21 protein-coding genes are annotated in these 17667 nt (G+C 72.5%); 6 read left to right on the top strand and 15 right to left on the bottom strand.

Going from position 1 to position 17667, the window contains the following annotated elements:
• From E1267_RS35005 to E1267_RS34975, 7 genes are all read right to left on the bottom strand, one after another.
• Positions 1-623, bottom strand: a 623-nt coding sequence (locus tag E1267_RS35005) for a P1 family peptidase (RefSeq protein WP_181957884.1), incomplete at its 3' end; no start/stop codon positions are given.
• Positions 623-1801, bottom strand: a complete 1179-nt coding sequence (locus E1267_RS35000) for a M20 family metallopeptidase (protein WP_246064447.1) — start codon at positions 1799-1801, stop codon at positions 623-625. The genes E1267_RS35005 and E1267_RS35000, both read right to left, overlap by 1 nt.
• Complete coding sequence (locus E1267_RS34995) at positions 1798-2598, bottom strand: ATP-binding cassette domain-containing protein (RefSeq protein WP_132339114.1); 801 nt, start codon at positions 2596-2598, stop codon at positions 1798-1800. The genes E1267_RS35000 and E1267_RS34995 overlap by 4 nt, the downstream gene beginning before the upstream one ends.
• Positions 2567-3487 carry an ABC transporter ATP-binding protein gene (locus tag E1267_RS34990; RefSeq protein WP_132339112.1) on the bottom strand — a complete coding sequence of 307 codons (921 nt, stop codon included), beginning with the start codon at positions 3485-3487 and terminating at the stop codon, positions 2567-2569. Before E1267_RS34990 ends, E1267_RS34995 begins: the two co-directional genes overlap by 32 nt.
• Positions 3484-4314, bottom strand: a complete 831-nt coding sequence (locus tag E1267_RS34985; protein WP_132339110.1) for an ABC transporter permease — start codon at positions 4312-4314, stop codon at positions 3484-3486. The genes E1267_RS34990 and E1267_RS34985 overlap by 4 nt, the downstream gene beginning before the upstream one ends.
• 13 nt (positions 4315-4327) lie before the next feature.
• Positions 4328-5269, bottom strand: a complete 942-nt coding sequence (locus E1267_RS34980; RefSeq protein WP_132339108.1) for an ABC transporter permease — start codon at positions 5267-5269, stop codon at positions 4328-4330.
• Positions 5266-6750, bottom strand: a complete 1485-nt coding sequence (locus tag E1267_RS34975; RefSeq protein WP_132339106.1) for an ABC transporter substrate-binding protein — start codon at positions 6748-6750, stop codon at positions 5266-5268. Before E1267_RS34975 ends, E1267_RS34980 begins: the two co-directional genes overlap by 4 nt.
• Before the next feature lie 85 nt (positions 6751-6835).
• Between E1267_RS34975 and E1267_RS34970 the strand changes: the two genes are divergently transcribed.
• Together E1267_RS34970 and E1267_RS34965 are read left to right on the top strand one after the other, a co-directional pair.
• Positions 6836-7582 carry a FadR/GntR family transcriptional regulator gene (locus E1267_RS34970; RefSeq protein WP_132339104.1) on the top strand — a complete coding sequence of 249 codons (747 nt, stop codon included), beginning with the start codon at positions 6836-6838 and terminating at the stop codon, positions 7580-7582.
• Positions 7583-7639: 57 nt separating this feature from the next.
• Complete coding sequence (locus E1267_RS34965; RefSeq protein WP_132339102.1) at positions 7640-8605, top strand: adenylate/guanylate cyclase domain-containing protein; 966 nt, start codon at positions 7640-7642, stop codon at positions 8603-8605.
• Positions 8606-8838: 233 nt separating this feature from the next.
• Here E1267_RS34965 and E1267_RS34960 read toward each other — a convergent pair whose 3' ends face one another.
• Positions 8839-10356, bottom strand: coding sequence for an acyl-CoA synthetase (locus E1267_RS34960; protein ID WP_132339100.1), 1518 nt, complete (start codon positions 10354-10356; stop codon positions 8839-8841).
• Between the two features lie 188 nt (positions 10357-10544).
• On the opposite strand from E1267_RS34960, the gene E1267_RS34955 reads away from it, so the two are divergent.
• On the top strand, positions 10545-11201 hold the full coding sequence (locus tag E1267_RS34955; protein ID WP_132339098.1) for a class I SAM-dependent methyltransferase: 657 nt from the start codon (positions 10545-10547) through the stop codon (positions 11199-11201).
• A 1-nt stretch (position 11202) separates the two neighbouring features.
• Here E1267_RS34955 and E1267_RS34950 read toward each other — a convergent pair whose 3' ends face one another.
• Positions 11203-11745 (bottom strand): hypothetical protein, encoded by a 543-nt coding sequence (locus E1267_RS34950; RefSeq protein WP_220449824.1) that lies wholly within the window; start codon positions 11743-11745, stop codon positions 11203-11205.
• On the opposite strand from E1267_RS34950, the gene E1267_RS34945 reads away from it, so the two are divergent.
• Positions 11735-11962, top strand: coding sequence for a hypothetical protein (locus tag E1267_RS34945; protein ID WP_181957883.1), 228 nt, complete (start codon positions 11735-11737; stop codon positions 11960-11962). The genes E1267_RS34950 and E1267_RS34945 overlap by 11 nt on opposite strands.
• Here the strand turns inward: E1267_RS34945 and E1267_RS34940 are convergent.
• On the bottom strand, positions 11952-12863 hold the full coding sequence (locus tag E1267_RS34940) for a MerR family transcriptional regulator (protein ID WP_220449823.1): 912 nt from the start codon (positions 12861-12863) through the stop codon (positions 11952-11954). The genes E1267_RS34945 and E1267_RS34940 overlap by 11 nt on opposite strands.
• 70 nt (positions 12864-12933) lie before the next feature.
• Between E1267_RS34940 and E1267_RS34935 the strand changes: the two genes are divergently transcribed.
• Positions 12934-13680 carry a maleylpyruvate isomerase family mycothiol-dependent enzyme gene (locus E1267_RS34935; RefSeq protein ID WP_220449822.1) on the top strand — a complete coding sequence of 249 codons (747 nt, stop codon included), beginning with the start codon at positions 12934-12936 and terminating at the stop codon, positions 13678-13680.
• A gap of 35 nt (positions 13681-13715) precedes the next feature.
• Here the strand turns inward: E1267_RS34935 and E1267_RS34930 are convergent, their stop codons facing one another.
• Both E1267_RS34930 and E1267_RS44890 read right to left on the bottom strand, forming a co-directional pair.
• Entirely contained in the window at positions 13716-14537 is an 822-nt protein-coding gene (locus E1267_RS34930; RefSeq protein ID WP_132339094.1) for an aldo/keto reductase, read from the bottom strand.
• Positions 14538-14618: 81 nt separating this feature from the next.
• A complete protein-coding gene (locus E1267_RS44890) occupies positions 14619-14795 on the bottom strand; it encodes a hypothetical protein (protein WP_165959971.1) in 177 nt (58 codons plus the stop codon).
• A 121-nt stretch (positions 14796-14916) separates the two neighbouring features.
• Between E1267_RS44890 and E1267_RS46845 the strand changes: the two genes are divergently transcribed.
• On the top strand, positions 14917-16032 hold the full coding sequence (locus E1267_RS46845; protein WP_132339092.1) for a DUF5685 family protein: 1116 nt from the start codon (positions 14917-14919) through the stop codon (positions 16030-16032).
• 9 nt (positions 16033-16041) lie between these two features.
• Here E1267_RS46845 and E1267_RS34920 read toward each other — a convergent pair whose 3' ends face one another.
• The 3 genes from E1267_RS34920 to E1267_RS44885 form a co-directional block, all read right to left on the bottom strand.
• The gene (locus E1267_RS34920; RefSeq protein WP_132339090.1) at positions 16042-16353 is read right to left on the bottom strand and encodes a YbaB/EbfC family nucleoid-associated protein; all 312 of its coding nucleotides are present in this window, start codon (positions 16351-16353) and stop codon (positions 16042-16044) included.
• A 12-nt stretch (positions 16354-16365) separates the two neighbouring features.
• Positions 16366-17244: a WXG100-like domain-containing protein gene (locus E1267_RS34915; protein WP_132339088.1), complete on the bottom strand. Its 879-nt coding sequence runs from the start codon at positions 17242-17244 to the stop codon at positions 16366-16368.
• A partial coding sequence (locus E1267_RS44885) for a hypothetical protein (protein WP_220449821.1) occupies positions 17244-17667 on the bottom strand: 424 nt, incomplete at its 5' end. The genes E1267_RS34915 and E1267_RS44885, both read right to left, overlap by 1 nt.

Raw genomic sequence — 17667 nt, 5'->3', positions numbered from 1 at the left:
CCAGGCAGCACGGCACTCGCCGTCCCCACGCCTCCCGCCAGCCCGCCCGCCACGGCGCCGGTTCCGGCCCCGACCGACCCGTTCGCGCTCGCCGGCGCCGTCGTACACGTCACCTCGCGGCCGGATCCCCCGCCGGACGCGGACCCGCCACCAGGACCGGACGTGCCGGCGGGCCGGAAGGCGGGACCTCCAGGGGAAGGGGCGGTGGTGACCGGCCGAGGGGAAGGGGTGAGGGCGGCGTCGGGGACGGCGCGGAACGTGCCGCCCCGGCCGGGGTCGAAGATGACGGCCGCCGGAACGATCGGTACGGCACCGCCCTCCACCGGATACCCGATGCCCGCGTCGGCGGGCCGGTCCACGACTCCGCACGCCGCCCCGAGCCCGAACGCGCTGCCGCCCGACAGCACCACGGCGTGCACCCGTTCCACGAGGTTGCGCGGGTCGAGCAGTTCCGTCTCCCTGGTTCCCGGCGCGGCCCCGCGTACGTCGACCCCGGCCACCGCGCCCTCGGCGGGCGCCACGACCACGGTGGTGCCGGTGCGGTGCCCGCCGCCGGCCCGCTGCGCGTGGCCGACGCGCAGACCGGGGACGTCCACCAGGGGGTTGGCGGGGCCGGCGCGCATCAGTGGTCCCCGGTCAGAAACCGGCGGGCGGCCTCGGCGAACACCTTGGCGCACTGGACGATCTCGGCGACCTCGACGAACTCGTCCGCCTGGTGGGCGATCCACTTGCCGCCCGGCCCGTAGACGACGGAGGGGATGCCGCCCCAGTGGGTCAGCACGGTGCCGTCGGTGGAGCCGGGCACGCCGCCGTACACCGGTTCGCGCCCGGTCACGGTGCGGTGCGCGGCGGCCAGCGCGGCCACCACCGGGTCGGCAACGGGCACGTCGACCGGCGGCCGGTCCACCAGCGTCGACACCTCGGCGGTGATCCCGTCGCGGCCGGCGAGCGCCGCCACCCGCTCGGCGATGACCTTGTGCTCGACCCCGGGGATGGTCCGCACGTCGATGAAGACGGAGGCGACGGCGGGGATGACGTTGACCTGTTCCTCGGACCCGGCCCGCAGCACGGTCGGCGTCACGTAGACCTCACCGAGGTGCTCGTGCGCCGGATGCAGCGTCTGCAGCTCGTCCTGCAGGGCCCGCAGGCCGGCGAGCAGCTCGGCCACGGCCTGGATGGGGTTGCGGCCGTGCTGCGGCATCGCGCCGTGGGCCATCTTGCCGGTGAGGTCGACGCGCAGCCGCAGGGCGCCCTTGGCGACGGCGCAGATCTCGCCCGCCTCGGGCTCGGCGACGATCGCGCCGTCCACGTCGGCCGCCAGGCCCTCGGAGACGAAGTGGTGGGCGCCGATCATGAGGCCCTCCTCGTCGGCCAGGGCGCACACCTTGATCCGGCCGGGGAACGGTCCAGCGAGTTGCAGGGCGCGGGTGGCGTACAGGGTGGCCGCCAGCCCGGACTTCATGTCGGCGCTGCCCCGACCCCACAGCCGCCCGTCGCGGATCTCGCCGCCGAACGGGTCGACGGTCCAGGTGGACAGGTCGCCCTCGGTAACGACGTCGGTGTGGCCCTCGAACATCAGGGTCGGCCCGTCGCCGCCGCCGCCCTCGACGACCGCCACGACGTTGGGGCGTCCCGGCGCGGCCTCGTACACGACCGGCTCCCAGCCCCACTCGCGCATCTTCGCCGCGACGAGCTCGGCGGCGGGCCGCTCGTCGCGGCCGCGCGCCGGGTCGTTGGTGCTGGGGATCCGCACCAGCGCCTGCGTGAACTCCACCACGCCGCCGGCGTCGACCTCGATCACCACAAACCCTCCAATGTCGGTACGGCCCGCAACAACTCCTGCGTGTACGGGTGGGCGGGCGCCTCCCAGACGTCGTCCACGGGCCCGGTCTCCACGATCTCGCCCGCGTTCATGACCGCGACCGTCTCGCACACGTGCCGCACCACGGACAGGTCGTGCGAGACGAAGACGAGCGTGAGGCCCAGGTCGTCGACGAGGTCGGCGAGCAGGTTGAGGATCTGCCCGCGTACGGACACGTCAAGCGCGCTGACCGGCTCGTCGGCGACCAGCACCTGCGGCCGGGGCGCGAGCGCGCGGGCGATGGCGATGCGCTGCCGCTGCCCGCCGGAGAACTGGTGCGGGTAGCGGTCGGCGGCCTCGGGCGGCAGCCCGACGTCGGCCAGCAGCTCCTTCACCCGGTCGCCGGCCGGGAGGCCGAGGGCGACGAGCGGCTCGGCGACGAGGTCGCGTACGCGCATGCGGGGGTCGAGCGAGCTCATCGGGTCCTGGAAGACGATCTGGAGGTTCTCGCGCAGGAACCGCAGCCGTTTCTCCGGCCGGCCGGAGATCTCCTGCCCGTCGAAGCGGATGGAGCCGCTGGTGGGCCGGTCGAGCGCGCACAGCAGGCGCAGGAGCGTGGACTTGCCCGAGCCGGACTCGCCGACGATGCCGAACCGCTCGCCGCGCCGGATGGTCAGCGACACGTCGCGCAGCGCGTGGACGGCGGCGCCCGGCCTGGTGAGCGAGGTGCGGGGCCGATGGTAGACGCGGTTGAGGCCGCTCGCCTCAACCAGCGGGGTGCCAGCATGCGAAGGCATGTCCCTCTCCTGTCAGCGCCGGCGCCGCCTCGCACGTGGGGGTGGCGTGGGGGCAGCGGTTCCTGAACACGCAGCCGCCGGGGAAGCGGCCCGCCGGGGGGACGCTGCCCTGGATGGTGGGCAGCCGGGTGCCGCGCGGGGTGAGTCTGGAGGCGGCCAGCAGCCCTTCGGTGTAGCGGTGGCGAGGGCGGGTGAAGACCTCGCGGATGGGGCCGCTCTCGACGACGCGGCCGCCGTACATGACCAGGACCCGTTCGCAGACGGAGGCGACGACGGCGAGGTCGTGGGTGATGAACAGCAGCGCGGGCGCGACCTCGTCGATCAGTTCGAGCATCTGCTTCTGCACGGTGACGTCGAGCGCGGTGGTGGGTTCGTCGCAGATGAGCAGGCCGGGGCCGTTGGCCAGGGCGATGGCGAGCATGACGCGCTGCCGCTGGCCGCCGGAGAGCTGGTGCGGGTACGCGCGGGCGACCTGTGCCGGCTCGGGGAGGCGCACGCGGTCCAGCAGCGCGACGGCGCGTTCACGGGCGTCGTGGCGGGGCGTGCCGTGCAGCGTCATGACCTCGGCGACCTGGGCGCCGACGCGCATGAGCGGGTTGAGCGCGGTCATGGGCTCCTGGAAGACCATGGACACCTCGCGCCCGCGCAGGTCCTTGACCCGGCTCTCCGGCACGCCGACCAGGTCACGTCCGCCCAGCCGGGCCGTGCCCGAGGCGGTGACGTCCTCGGGGAGCAGGCCCATGAGCGACAGCGCGGTCAGCGACTTGCCCGACCCCGACTCCCCGATGAGGCCGACACGCTCGCCGGGCGCGATCGCGAACGACACCTCGCGTACGAGCTCCAGCGCCCCTGCCCGGACGCTCAGCCCTTCGACCTTCAGCGTGCTCACCGCTCCTCGACCCTCCTCAGCTTGGGGTCCAGGTGGTCGCGCAGGCCGTCGCCGAGCAGGTTGAAGCCGAGCACCGCCAGCGCGATGGCGAGGCCCGGCCAGAGCGCCAGGCGCGGGGTGGAGAACAGCAGCTCCTGCGACTCCTGCAACATCCGGCCCCACGACGGCGTGGGCGGGCGGGTGCCGAAGCCGAGGAACGACAGCGCCGCCTCGGCGAGGATCGCGATCGCGAAGGACACCGACGCCTGCACGATCAGCATGGAGCCGATGTTCGGCAGCACGTGCCGCACGGCGATGGCCGGCCGCCGGCGCCCCGCCGCCCTGGCGGCCAGGACGTAGTCGGTCACCATCACCTGGAGGGTGGCGGCGCGGGCAACCCGGGCGAACGCGGGCACGGTGGCCACCCCGATCGCGATCATCGCGGTGAGCGTGCCGGCTCCGTAGACCGCGCCGAGCATGACGGCGAGCAGCAGCGCGGGGAAGGCGAACACCAGGTCGTTGACCCGCATGATCAGCTCCGAGAGCCAGCCGCGCGGCGTCATCCCGGCGATCACGCCGAGGGGGACGCCGAGCGCGGCGGCGATGCCGACGGCCACGACGCCGACGTAGAGGGTGGTGCGCGCGCCGACCATGAGCTGGCTGAAGGTGTCGCGGCCGAACTTGTCGGCCCCGAGGAGGTAGCCGCCGCCCGGCTCGCGCAGCTTCCGCGCGGCGTCCACGAGCGTCGGGTCGTGCGGCGTCCAGAAGAACGACGCCACCGCCGTCAGCACCACGAGCCCGACGAGCGCGCCGCCGGCGACCAGCCCGGCGTTCGCCCTGCCCCTCATCGTGTCCTCCGGTTCACCGCAGAAGCCTCGGGTCGAGCAGGTGGTAGGCGACGTCCACCACGAAGTTGATCAGCAGGACGGCCGCCACCAGCACCATCACCACGCCCTGGACGAGCAGCAGGTCCCGCCCGGCGACGCCGTTCAGCAGCAGGTCGCCGAGGCCGGGGATGACGAAGACCCGCTCGACCACGACCGCGCCGATCAGCAGCGTGGCCAGTTGCAGGCCGAGCACGGTGACCACGGGGACGGAGGCGTTGCGCAGCCCGTGCCGCCACAGCGCGCCCGTGCTGCCCCGCCCCTTGGCGCGGGCGGTGCGCAGGTAGTCCTCCCGCATGACGTCGAGCACGGCGCTGCGCACGTAGCGGGTGAGCACCGCGCCCTGGACGAGCCCGAGCGACGCCCACGGCAGCAGCAGGCCGCGCAGCCACTCCCCCGGGTCCTCGGCGAAGGGCACGTAGCCGCCGGACGGCAGCGCCTGGGCCTGCACGGCGAACACGTACACCAGCAGGATGCCGGCCAGGAACGCGGGGACGGCGATGCCCACCTGGCTGGCCGCGCTGATCACCGCGCCGAGCGGGTCGCGGTGGTGCACGGCGGCGAACGTGCCCAGCGGCACCGCGAGGACAAGCGCCACCGCCATGCCGCCGAGCACGAGCACGGCCGTCACGCCGAGCCGGTCGCCGATCTGCGGGCCGATGGGCGAGCTGGTCACGTAGGAGGTGCCGAAGTCGCCCTGGAGCAGCCCTCCCGACCAGTCGAGAAACTGCACGACGGGCGGCCGGTCGGTGCCGAACTGCTCGCGCAGCGCGGCCACCGCCTCGGGCGTGGCGTTGACGCCGAGCGCGATCTCGGCCGGGTCGCCCGGCAGCAGCGACATGAACGCGAACACGACCACGGCGGCCACGGCGATGCCGGCGAGCAGCACCGCCAGTCGTTTGAGCAGGTAGAACGTCACTGCTTGGCGAGTGCGGTGAAGTCGAAGGACTCCGAGATGGCGTTCTTCGGCAGGCCGGTGACGCCCTTCTTCGCCACGATCAGGTTGGGGAAGAGGAAGAGCCAGTCGGCCGCGGCGTCCTCGGACAGGAGCTTGGCGGCCTGCTTGAGGTCGTCGCTCTGCTCCTGCTCGGTGCCCCGGTCGGCGGAGGCGAGGAGTTCGCCGAACTCGGGATTGTTGTAACCGAAGTAATAGGATTCATCGGCGAAAATCCCCATGTCTCGGGGTTCGACGTGGTTGATGATCGACAGGTCGTAGTCGCCCTTCGTGAACACCTGGTCCAGCCAGCGGGCGGGGAACTCCAGCGGCTCGATCTCGGCCGTGATGCCCACCTGGGCCAGCTGCGACTTGACGACCTGGGCGCTGCTCACCGCGTACGGCAGGTTGGGGATGCGCATCTTGACGTTGTACGTCCTGCCGCCGAGCAGCTGCTTGGCCTTGGCCGGATCGTACGGGTAGTCGCCGGTGCGGTCTTCGTACCAGGGGTCGGTGGGCGGCACCATCGAGCCGATCAGCCCGCCGCGCCCGGCCCAGGCGGTGTCGAGCAGCGCCTTGTGGTCGATGGCGTGCCGGACCGCCTGCCTGACCTTCTTGTCGTCGAACGGCGGGCGGGCGTTGTTCATCGACAGCACGACCTCGCCGTTGGTGGTGCCCTCGATCACCTCGAAGCGGTTGGGGTCGGCGAACTGCTGCAGAGACTCCGGCGCCTGCACGCTGGAGATGACGTCGATGCCGCCGGTCAGCAGCGCGTTGTTCATCGCCGTCGCGTCCTTGAAGTATTTCAGCGTGATCGACGACAGCGGGGGCTTCGTGCCCCAGTAGGAGGGGTTGGCGTCGAGCTGGACGGAGTCGCCGCGCCGCCACGAGCCGAGCACGTACGGGCCGGTGCCGACGGGCTTGTTGGCCAGGTCGGACACCCCGGTGCGGCTGAACATCGCGCCCAGCCTGGTGGTCATCGAGTAGAGGAAGCCGTTGCTCGGCTGCTTGAGCGTGACCACGGCGGTGGTGTCGTCCTTCTTCTCCACCTTGTCGACGACGTCGAGCTGCGACTTGATCTTGAGTTTCCAGTCGGACTTCACCCGGTCGAGCGAGAACACCACGTCGTCGGCGGTGAACGGCGCGCCGCTGGAGAACGTGACGTTGTCGCGCAGGGTGAAGGTGTAGGTCTTCCGGTCGTCGGAGATCTCCCACTTCTCGGCCAGCAGCGGCACGATCCTGCCCTCCTGGTCGAGCTTGACCAGGCCCTCGTAGACGTTGACGAGCAGCGCCTGCGGGATCGCGGCGCCCTCGGTGGAGGTGAAGTCGAGGTTCGCCGGTTCGGCCACGAACCCGACGGACAACGACTGCGCCTTGGGGGCGGACCCCCCGCCGTCGCCGCCGCCGCAGGCGGCCGTGCCCAGCAGGAGACCGCCGACGGCGATCCAGATGCCGATGCGCCTCATGTCTTCAGCCTCCTGGCTAGTGCACTGGTCGGACCAGTAGGCTGCACATTGCCAGTCGTCGGCGGCTCGGGTCAAGGGGGATTGCATGGGTGGTCCGCGGTTCGAGCCGGTGCGTGCCGTACGCGCCTACGAGCGGGTCGTGGAGCAGGTCGAGGAGGCCATCGAGAGCGGCTCGCTCAGTCCGGGCGAGCGCCTGCCGAGCGAACGCGAGCTGATGGTGCAGTTCTCGGTCAGCCGATCCACCGTGCGGGAGGCGCTTCGGGTGCTGCAGGCGCGCGGCCTGGTGCGCTCGCGTCCCGGCGATCCCCACGGGGCGGAGGTGCTGCCGTTCACGCCCGCCGCCCTGCACAAGTCGATGACCACGCTGGCCAGGGTCGCGGAGCTGTCGCTGGCCGAGCTGGTGCAGTTCAGGATGGTGCTCGACTCGTCGGCCAGTCTGCTGGCCGCCCGGCTGCGCACCGACGGGCAGCTCGCCGAGATGGACGCGGCCGTCGGGCGCATGCGCGCCGCGGCCGACCACGACGCGTTCGTGGCCGAGGACGTCGCCTTCCACGACGTGGTGGCGCGGGCCAGCGGCAACAAGCTGATCCAGATCTGCACGGACGTCGTCCGCTCTATCGTGCTCGGGCTCATCTCGGAGAAGCTCGCCGCCGCCCCCGACAAGCGGGCGCTGATGCGGCAGACGATCGAGCACCACGAGGAGGTGCTGGCCGCGGTGCGCGCCGGCGACGGGCCGCTGGCCGCCCGGCTGACCCGCGAGGCGATGTACGACTATTACGCGGACTACGTGCCTGCCGGCGAACGTCCGGCCCTGCGGGCGCTGCTGGAGTGATCGCGCTGACCTCGCACTGGGCTCCTGACAGGGAGCGACGAATGTTATCTTGCCCACGTGCCGCTCGATGATGGGGACGCGTTGCGCGAGGCGTTCCTTCGTGAGCCGCGCCGCTACACCAGCCACCAGGTCGCCGACATGGCGGGAGTGCCGGTCTACCGCGCGCGGCGGCTCTGGCGCGCCCTCGGGCTCCCCAACGTGGCCGACGACGCGGTCGAGTTCACCGACTCCGACGTCGAGGCGCTCAGGACGATGTTGCGCATGGTCGGCTCCGGCGCCTACGACGAGGAGCACATGCTGCTGATCGCCCGCTCCATCGGCCGGGCCACGACCAGGCTGGCGGAGTCGCAGGCCGAGGTGGGCGTGGAGTCGCTCGACCAGGCGGGCGTGCCGCTGGAGGAGCGGCCGCGGGCCTGGCGCAGGCGGGCCGAGCTGGTGGTGCCCGACCTGGCGCGGCTGCTGGTCTACGCCTGGCAGCGCCAGCTCGCCGCCGCCGCGGGGCGCATCGCGGGCCAGGACATGAGCGCGGTGCGCCTGTCCGTCGGGTTCGCCGACCTGGTCGCGTTCACCCGGCTGAGCCGGCAGATCAAGCTGAGCCAGCTGGCCAGTCTGGTCGACCGGTTCGAGGGGCGCTCGGCCGACATCGTGACCTCGTCCGGCGGGCGGGTGGTCAAGACGCTGGGCGACTCGGTGTTGTTCGTGGCCGACGAGGCGCACGTGGCGGCGGAGATCGCGGTGCGGCTGGTGGAGACCCACGCCCGGGGCAGGGACATGCCGGAGCTGCGGGTGGGGCTGGCGGCCGGGCCGGTGATGTGGCGCATGGGTGACGTGTTCGGCACCACGGTCAACCTGGCCAGCAGGCTGACCGCGCTGTCGTTGCCCGGCACGGTCCTGGCCGATCCGCAGCTGGCGGAGGAGCTGGAGGACGACCGGGCGTTCCGGCTGCGGGCGGTCGACCGGCTGTCGGTGCGAGGGCTGGGCGAGCTGGTCCCGTTCACGGTCACGCGCGCCGAGACCTCCTGACCGCGGCACCCCGGGCCTGGTGACCCCGCGGCGGGGGCAACCTGCCGTCGCGCTCGATGCGTCACTACCGTCAGCAAGCTTCGAGGAGGCAACTCACGGTGCCAAGGGCGGGAAGGTGAGGTCACCGGGAAGGTGGGCCTGCGGGATGAGGCCACCAGCCGGCCGGTCCGCTGGTCGGTGGCGGCGTACGTGAAGCGACCGCTCCCTGACCGGCCGCCGTCGTCGGCGGCCGGTCAGAACCGGTCGCGCAGTTCCCGCTTGAGCACCTTGCCCGAGGCGTTCTTGGGCAGCGACTCCACGAACACCACCCGCTTCGGCGTCTTGAAGGCGGCCAGCCGCTCCCGCAGGAACACGATCAGCTCGTCGGCCGTCACCCCGGCGCCCTCGCGCAGCACCACCGCGGCCGTCACCGCCTCGATCCACCGCTCGTCCCGCACGCCGAACACGGCCGCCTCCGCGACCTGCGGATGCTGGTAGATGGCCTCCTCCACCTCGCGGCTCGACACATTCTCGCCGCCCGACTTGATCATGTCCTTCTTCCTGTCGACCACCGACAGGTAGCCGTCGGCGTCCATGACGCCCAGGTCGCCGCTGTGGAACCAACCGCCGCGGAACGCCTCCTCCGTCTTGCCGGGGTCGTTCCAGTAGCCGAGCATGGCATGCGGGCTGCGGTGCACGATCTCGCCGACCACGCCGGGCGGCACCGGCCTGTCCTCGTCGTCGACGATCCTGGTCTCGACGTTCAGGGCCGGCCTGCCCGCCGAGCCGAGCCGGGTGAGCTGCTCGTCGGGGCCGAGGATCGTGGCGACGGGCGCCATCTCGGTCTGGCCGTAGAAGTTGAACAGGCGCACCTCGGGCAGGCGGGTGGAGATCTCCTTCAGCACCTCCACGGGCATGATCGAGGCGCCGTAGTAGCCCTTGCGCAGCGACGACAGGTCACGGCGGGCGAAGTCGGGGTGGCGGAGCAGCCCGATCCAGACGGTGGGCGGGCAGAACACCTTCGTCGCGCGCTCGCCCTCGATCGTGGCCAGGATCACGGCCGGGGTCGCCCCCGGCAGGATGATGTTGGTGGCGCCCAGGTAGATGCCGGGTGTGAGGAAACAGTGCAGTTGCGCGCAGTGGTAGAGAGGCAGCGCGTGCACCTCGACGTCGTCAGGACTCATCTCGCCGTCGACGACGCACGTGACGTACTGCGAGATCAGGCTGCGGCTCGACAGCATGGCGCCCTTGGGGCGCGACTCGGTGCCGCTGGTGTACATGAGCTGGATCGGGTCGTCGTCGGCGATGTCGGCCTGCGGCTCCGACGCGTCGTCGCAGGCCTCCCAGTCGGCGAACGCCTCCCATTCACCGGCCGCCGTGCCGATCACCCCGCGTACGGCGACCCGCGGGCCCGCCGCCGCGGCGGCCACCGGCAGCAGCGCCTCCTCCACCAGCATCCCGGTCGCGCCGGAATGCTGCAGGATGTACGCGACCTCGTCGCTCCCGAGCATGAAGTTGATCGGCACGGAGATCGCGCCCAGCCGGGCCAGCGCGAAATACGCGACCACGAACGCGTGGTTGTTGTGGCTCAGCACCGCGAACCGGTCGCCCTTGCCGACGCCGCGCGCCGCCAGCGCGTTGGCCGTGCGATTGACCGTCAGGTCGAGGTCGGCGTAGTTCTGCCGCACGTCGCCGTAGACGATGGCGGTCTTGGCGGGATGGCGGGCGGCCGAGCGCCGCAGCAGGTCACCGATGGCATGCCGGCGGATCATGGGATGTCCTCCAGTCGCGCAGAACGAAGTTCGGGTGATCTTAACCGTTTTCTCCCCTTTCGCGCCTGCGCGGCGGCGCCGATGGCGGGCATAGACGGTGGTCATGAGGGAATCCGCTGACGTAACGACGTCATCTCAGCACACGGAGACGCTCACCCGTCCCATCCGAGAGAGGCCGCGCCACCGCCATGCCGCCCATCCCAGAGCTCATGCACCGCACGTTCTTCCGCGCCCTGTCGCTGCTCCCGCCGCAGGCCCAGGGCATGGTCCTTGGCCGTTTCTTCGACTGGCGGCACCGCGTGCCCGACCCGTGGAGGTTGTCGACCGACACCTACGAGCGGCAGAAGTACGAGGCCACGCTGGAGCACGTGCCGCGCAGGCCGTACCGACGCATCATCGAGGTGGGGTGCGCCGAGGGCGCGTTCACCCGCACGCTGGCGGCGGCCTATCCCGAGGCGCAGATCGTCGGCGTGGACGTCTCCGCGCGGGCGCTCGCGCGGGCCCGCCGGCGGGTCCCCGGCGGCGGGCGGGTGCGCTTCGTCCAGGCCGACATCCTCACCCATGTGCCCGAGCAGCGCTTCGACCTGGTGTTCTGCTCGGAGACCCTCTACTACCTGGGCCGTCCCGACCGCCTGCGCCAGGTCAGCGCCCGCCTGGCCGGGTTGCTCGTGCCCGGCGACGGAGTGCTGGTGGCCGTGCACCCCTGGCCGGAGGCCGGGCGGCTGCACCGCTATCTCGACGCCGACGCGGCGCTGTCGCGGCTGGCCGAGGAGGTCTATCCGGCGCCGCCCCGCCCGTACGCCGTCACGATCTACACGACGAGGGCCGGCCCGCCGCCCGCGTGAGTCAGGGCGGGACGCCGGTGGTGCTTCCCGGCCGTCCCGAAGGGCGGCGGTCGAGGGCCTGGGCCCATTTGACGGCCACGGCGGCCACCTGGACGAGCTCGGCACGCAACCGGCCGGGCTCGGTCTCCGCGAACGCCTCCAGCACCTCCTCCGCCAGGACGTGCCGCCACGTCAGCGCCCCTTCGCGGGCGGCCGTGTCCGTCGCGTGCCGGGCCACGCCGGACTCGGCCACCGCCCTGTCGCCGCCGGTCCCGTCGGGCAGGACCTGCGTGCCCCACCGCGCGTCCTGCGCCGCCCGTTCCGCCGCCACGTCCGCGAGCACCTTCGCCAGCGAGCCCGGCACGCCCGCATCTCCGTCCTGAGTCATCACCCCAGTCTGGTCCCCCTCACGAGCGGGTCGCTCGCCTCGGAAACCCGGGCCCAGGTCCGTCAGCCCGGCGCACACGTGGTCCCTGAACACCCGCGCCGCCGGGGTCAGCCGCTCGCCCGCCGGCCGGCTCACGCCGATCGTCCTGAACACCGGCGGCGACAGCGTGATCTCCACGACCCCCGGGACGGAGCCGGGCGGCCCGGAGCGCGGCAGGATTGCATACACCCTGGCGTACTACCTGGGCAGCGGCGTGGGCGGCACCACGGGCGGCCACGCGGGCTGGACCTGGCTGGTGGTCGTGACGTCGGCCTGGTTGCTGCTGGCGGGTGCGGCCGTGCTCCTGCCGCGCTTCCTCCCACGGGCAGGCGGAGCGGCGCGGGTCAGGCGGTGAGGTCGCGTTCGAGGGCGTCGGCGAGCCACAGGTGGGTCGAGCCGAGCGTGGCCTTCTCCCCGCTGACCTCGCTCACGAGCCGCCAGTAGCGGCGGAAGCGCGGGTCGCGGTCGGGTTCCACGTTGGCCAGCAGCTCGCGCCGGAACCCCTGGGTGTCGCGGACGCCCCGCACGGCGGCGTGCACCGCGACGTACCGGTCCAGCTCGGGGCCGGGCCGTGGCGCCTCCCCCGCGACCACGAGCGGCTCGACCAGGGCGCACGCCTCGCCGACGCCGTACATCAGCTCGTCCTCGTCGTGAATCTCCTTCAGGTTCTCCAGCGCCCGGCCGCGCAGGAGGCGCGTCAACGACCGGTCGGCGACCAGGGCGACCAGCTCGGCGTACGCGACCACCTGGGGCACGGCCGGATCGGCGGGCGGCGCGGGCACGGCCAGGTCCACGAACGCGCTGGCCAACTTGCCGGAGGCGGGGATGGCCACCATCTGGCGCCGCCAGAAGGCGGCCAGCGCGTCGCGGGCGGCGGCGCCGTCCTCCACCGCGGCCAGCAGTTCCAGCCGGGCGGCCCTCTCGGCCGGCCCCGCCTCCTCGACGGCGCGCAGCGCGGCCCGCCGCCAGGCCAGCTCGGCGAGCCGGACGTCGAGGGCCGCCCGCTCCTCCGCCACCGCCTCCGCCACGGAACGCTCCCCGGCCAGCACGCGCGCGATCGCGGCCAGCCCCAGGCCGAGCCCGCGCAGCCGCCTGACCATGCCGAGCCGCTCCACCGCGGCGCCGTCGAACCTGCGGTGCCCGCCGACCGTCCGCACCGACGCGATGATGCCCTCGTCGCAGTAGTAGCGGATCGTCCGCACGGGCACGCCGGTCAGCGCCGCCAGGTCGCCGATCCCCAGCGTGTCGTCGCTCACAGGCACTTGAACCTCCACCCGACTGGAGTTTCTACGGTAGCGGTGTACCTGTTGAGAGGAGTTCTCGCCCATGACGACATTGGACACCGCGCGGCTCGCGGAGGACTTGCGGGAGCAGACGGCGGGGTTCGCCCGCGCGGTCGCCGGCGGCGACCCGGACGCCGAGGTGCCGACCTGCCCCGAGTGGCGGCTGCGCGACCTGGCCGGGCACATCGGGCACGCCCACCGGTGGACGGCCGAGCTGGTGCACCAGGCAGCGGACGCACCCATCGCCGCCCCCGCCGCGGACGACCCCGGTCCTCAGGACACGTGGGAGCGGTGGCTGACGGAGGGAGCGGAGAAGGTGATCGACGCGGTCCAGGAGGCGCCGGCCGGCGCCCGGGTCTGGTCGATGGCGGGGCCGACGCCGCCGATGTTCTGGTTGCGCAGGATGCTGGGCGACACCGTCATCCACCACTACGACGCGGCGGCCACGACCGGCGCCCCGTTCGACGTCGCCGACGACCTGGCGGCCGACGTGATCTCCGAGGGCATGGGGCTGCTCGCGGAGCCCTCCGCGGTGCGGTTCAAGCCCGAGCTGGCCGAACTGCGCGGCCGGGGCGAGACGATCGTGATCCGGCCGGACTCGGGGCAGGGCTGGGTGATCACGAGGACGCCGGAGGGGATCCGTTGCGAGCGCGGGGACGGTGACGGCGACGTCGTGGTGTCGGGCCCGGTGACGGAGCTCATGCTCGTGTTCACCCGGCGCGTGCCTGCCCGCGACGTCACGGGCGACCGCGCGCTGCTCGACCACTGGCTGACGCACACCTCGTTCTAGCCCTGTGCCCCGGCCGCGCCGGGTGCGGCATCGGGTCAGAGTTCGACGTGGGTGTCCGGGTCGCCGCCGAGCCGCCCGTCGCTGTCGAGCTCGGCCATCCTGGCCATCTCCTCGTCCGTCAGGCTGAAGTCGAACACGTCCAGGTTCTGCCGCATCCGTTCCGGATGGGCCGACTTGGGGATCGGCACGGCCCCGAGCTGCAGGTGCCAGCGGAGCACGATCTGCGCGGGGGTGCGCGCGTGGGCGGCGGCGAGGTCGGCGACGACGGGCTCGTCGAGCAGCTTGGAGCCGCGGCCGAGCGGGCTCCACGACTCGGTGACGATGTCGTGCTCGGCGTGCCAGGCGCGCAGCTCGCGCTGCGCGAAGCCGGGATGCAGCTCGACCTGGTTGACGGCGGGCAGCACGCCGGTCTCCTCGGCCAGCCGCCGCATCTGGGCCGGCGTGAAGTTGGAGACGCCGATCGAGCGGGCCAGTCCCTGCTCGCGCAGGTCGGCGAAGGCGCGCCAGGTGTCGACGTAGAGGTCGCGTCCGGGCAGCGGCCAGTGGATCAGGTACAGGTCCACGTAGTCGAGGCCGAGTCTGGCCCGGCTCTCCTCGAAGCCGCGCATGGCCGCGTCGTAGCCGTGGTGGGACCCGCGCAGCTTCGTGGTGATGAACAGGTCATCGCGGGCCACGCCCGCCTCGGCCACGGCGGCTCCCACCCCGGCCTCGTTGCCGTAGCTGGCGGCGGTGTCGATCAGCCTGTAGCCGAGCGATATGGCGTGTCTCACGGCCTGATGGGCTCCGTCGTCGTTCATGGGCCACGTGCCCAGGCCGAGACGCGGCATCGGGCGGCCGTCGCAAAGCATGATGGTCATGGCCACATCCTTGCCCGATGCCCACCCGAAACAACCACCTTTGTCGCGTTCGTACCGGTGCGGCTCGTGGACGGCCGGAGCTCAGCCCTCCAGAACGCAGGCCGCCGCCACCGCCCCGGACGACACCCCGGCCGCGAACATCACCGGCCCCACGACCAGCGCCTTGGCCGCCAGGACGACCCCGCGGGCGGGAGTGGGCTCCTGCCACCATGGGGCGATCCGCCGACCTCTATGGCGGAAAACCGTAAACCGTTTCATGACCGTGCAGGCCACCTGTAAGCGGCGGGCCCTACCCTTTTCTCTTCGTGTGCAGCCGTAACGTCTGTGAGGTCGTGTGTTCGGAATCATCCGCCCCTGCGGTGACCATGGGTGCCCGTCGTTGCGTGCCGCGTGGCGGGCGCATCTGTGCGGGTTGTGCCTGACGTTGAGGGACGGGCACGGGCACGGGGCCCGGCTGACCACCAACTACGACGCGCTGCTCCTGTCGGTGCTCACCGAGGCCCAGCTCCCGGCCGCCGCTCCGCGCCGCACGGCCGGGCCGTGCGCGTTGCGGGGTTTCCGCCCGGCCGAGGTGGTGGACGCGCGGGGCGAGGGGGCACGGCTGGCGGCGGCGGTCTCGCTCGTGCTGGCGGCCGGCAGGCTGCGCGACCACGTGGCCGACGGGGACGCCGCCTTCGGCACCGCGGCCCGCCGCCGGCTGGCCGCCCGCTGGGAGGCGGGCGGTGCCCGGCTGGGCGCCGGCGTCGGCTTCGACACCGCCGTGCTGGCCGCGACCGTGGACCGCCAGCTCGACCTGGAACACCTGGCCACCGCACCGCCCGTGTCCGACCCCCGGCACACCCCCGGACACGAACCGGATCACCACCCCGGACACGAACCAGGCCACCACCCCGGCCGCGACCCGGGACACGGCCCTGGACACGGCGCTGGGCCCGCGTGCGGTCTCAGTGTGCTCGATCTCACCGCGCCCTCGGAGGACGCGGTCGCGGCGGCGTTCGCGCACACGGCGGTGCTGGCCGGGCGACCGGGCAACGCCCCTGCCCTTGCGGAGGCGGGCCGGTTCTTCGGCCGGATCGCGCACCTGCTGGACGCGGCCGAGGACCAGCACGACGACGACGCGCGCGGAGCGTTCAACCCGCTGACCGCCACGGCCACCACGGCGGCCGAGGCCCGCCGGTTGTGCGACGACGCCGCGCACGGGCTCACCCTCGCGCTCACGGACGTCGAGCTGGCCGAGCGGCACCTGGTGGACGTCCTGCTCGGCACCGAGGTACGCCGGGCGGTGACCCGCACGTTCGGCTCCGCCACCGCCTCGTACGAACGGCCCGGCTGGATCCGCAAGTCGGCGGCCGGCGTCGCGACGTTCTGGACCTGCGGGATGTGGCGGCCCCGGTGGAGCCGGCGGCGCGGTCGTCCGAGCGAGGAGCGCTGCTACCTGCGCAGGTGCGGAGAATGTTGTGACGGCGAGTGCTGTAGCTGCTGCGACTGTTCCTGAGGGTGGCCGTCAGGTTTCGGTGACGGTCCTCGCGATGTCGAAGGACCGTCCCGTCACGTCCTCCTCGGCCAGCCGGTACGCCTCCACGATGGCCTCGGTCAGCGCCTTCGAGCCCAGCCGCATGGCACGGGGGTCGATGTGCAGCGCGGCCAACGACCCCTGAGGGGTGATCTCGACGGCGACCTGCCCGCCCGCGCTCTCGCCGCGCCCCCTGGTCTCCTGCAGCAGGCGGCTGACCTCCTCGAACTTGGCCGTCTGGGCGGCCATCTCGGCGAGCGCGCGGTCGAGTTCGGGGTCGCCCGTGGGCGGTGGTGTGGTCATCTCGCTCCTCGGTCAGCGCTTGAAGATGAACGCCCTCGGCGCGTGCGCCATCGCCGAGCGCAGAGACCCTGCCACGCTCAGCTCCCCGCTGATGACGAGCGGGTAGATGGTGGACGCCGAGACCGTGCGGCGGAAGAACCGGCCCGCCGAGCCGGTGCCCAGCAGCGTATCCGTGACCTTCGTCGCGGGGAAGAACCTGCGCACGTCGCTGAGGGCCTTGATGCCGCCGTTGTAGGCCAGTTCGGCGGCGAAGTGTTTGCCGGCGTACTCGAAGAGGTTGCTCATGGGCTGGCCGGTGGCGGCGGAGCTGGCCGCGTGCACGCCGGTCTTGAGCGCGGCCCACACCACGGAGTCGGCCAGCGCGTCGAGCCCTTCGCGTACCAGGTAGGTGCCGACGCGGCGCTTGCCGATCCGCTGTTCCAGGATCAGCTTGACGATCTTCTGGAAGAGGGTGCGCTCCAGTCTGGCCCTGGCGACCAGCATGTTGAACGCCCGCTGCCCCATCAGCCTGGCCGCCGGATAGACGAAGCCGAACATCATGGTGAAGGCGATGGCGGCCAGCTGGGTGCCGATGATCCACAACTGGTCCCGGTGCTTGTCGACCGCGTCGGCGTAGTCGTCGCATCCATCTGCCAGCTCGCGCAGTTCCTCCTGCAGGGCCGCGTAGCGGGGAGCGAGCTCGTACGGCCACACGTCCGCGAACCGGTCGACGGCCCTGCTGTCGTTGCGCCTGCGCGCCGCATCGACGGCGTCTTCCGTGCGACCGGCGGCCATGCCGATCGAGGCGGCCAGTTCGCGCAGGGCCTTGGCGCGCGCTCTCAGGTTGGACGTGTCGGCCCGGGGTACGTACACGCCGGCAAACCAGGCGAGCGCCTGGAACGGGTCGAACATCAGGCCCCTTCCATGGGCGGGGGCGGCTGCGGGATCGGCGGCGAGGCCAGGTCGGGGATGGGCGGAAGCGACCGGATGATCTCCCCCTCCAAGTACTCCCACAGCTGTTCGAAATCGCGCAGGCCGGTGGCCGAGATGAAGCTCTTGTCGGCGACGCGGCGCATGGATTCGGTCAGCCACTCGTAGCTGTCGGCGTACCATGCGGCGAACGCGTGGCCTTGTTCGTCGTCGCCGACCAGACCGGACGTGCCGGCCAGGTCCGAGGCGACGCGCTGCAACATCACCACGTCGTCGCCGGTCTTGTCGAAGAGCCAGGCGAGCTCGCGGATCGACCGCCATTCGATCTCGACCCGATCGTTGTGGTCCCGGGGCGAGCCGATCGCCTGCCTGCTCGGCGTGGGGGCCGGTGACGGGATGAGGCCG

Source organism: Nonomuraea longispora, from assembly GCF_004348345.1.
Classification (GTDB): domain Bacteria; phylum Actinomycetota; class Actinomycetes; order Streptosporangiales; family Streptosporangiaceae; genus Nonomuraea; species Nonomuraea longispora.
The sequence above is the reverse complement of the archived record's forward strand: the minus strand, read 5'-3'. Positions and strand labels throughout refer to the sequence as shown.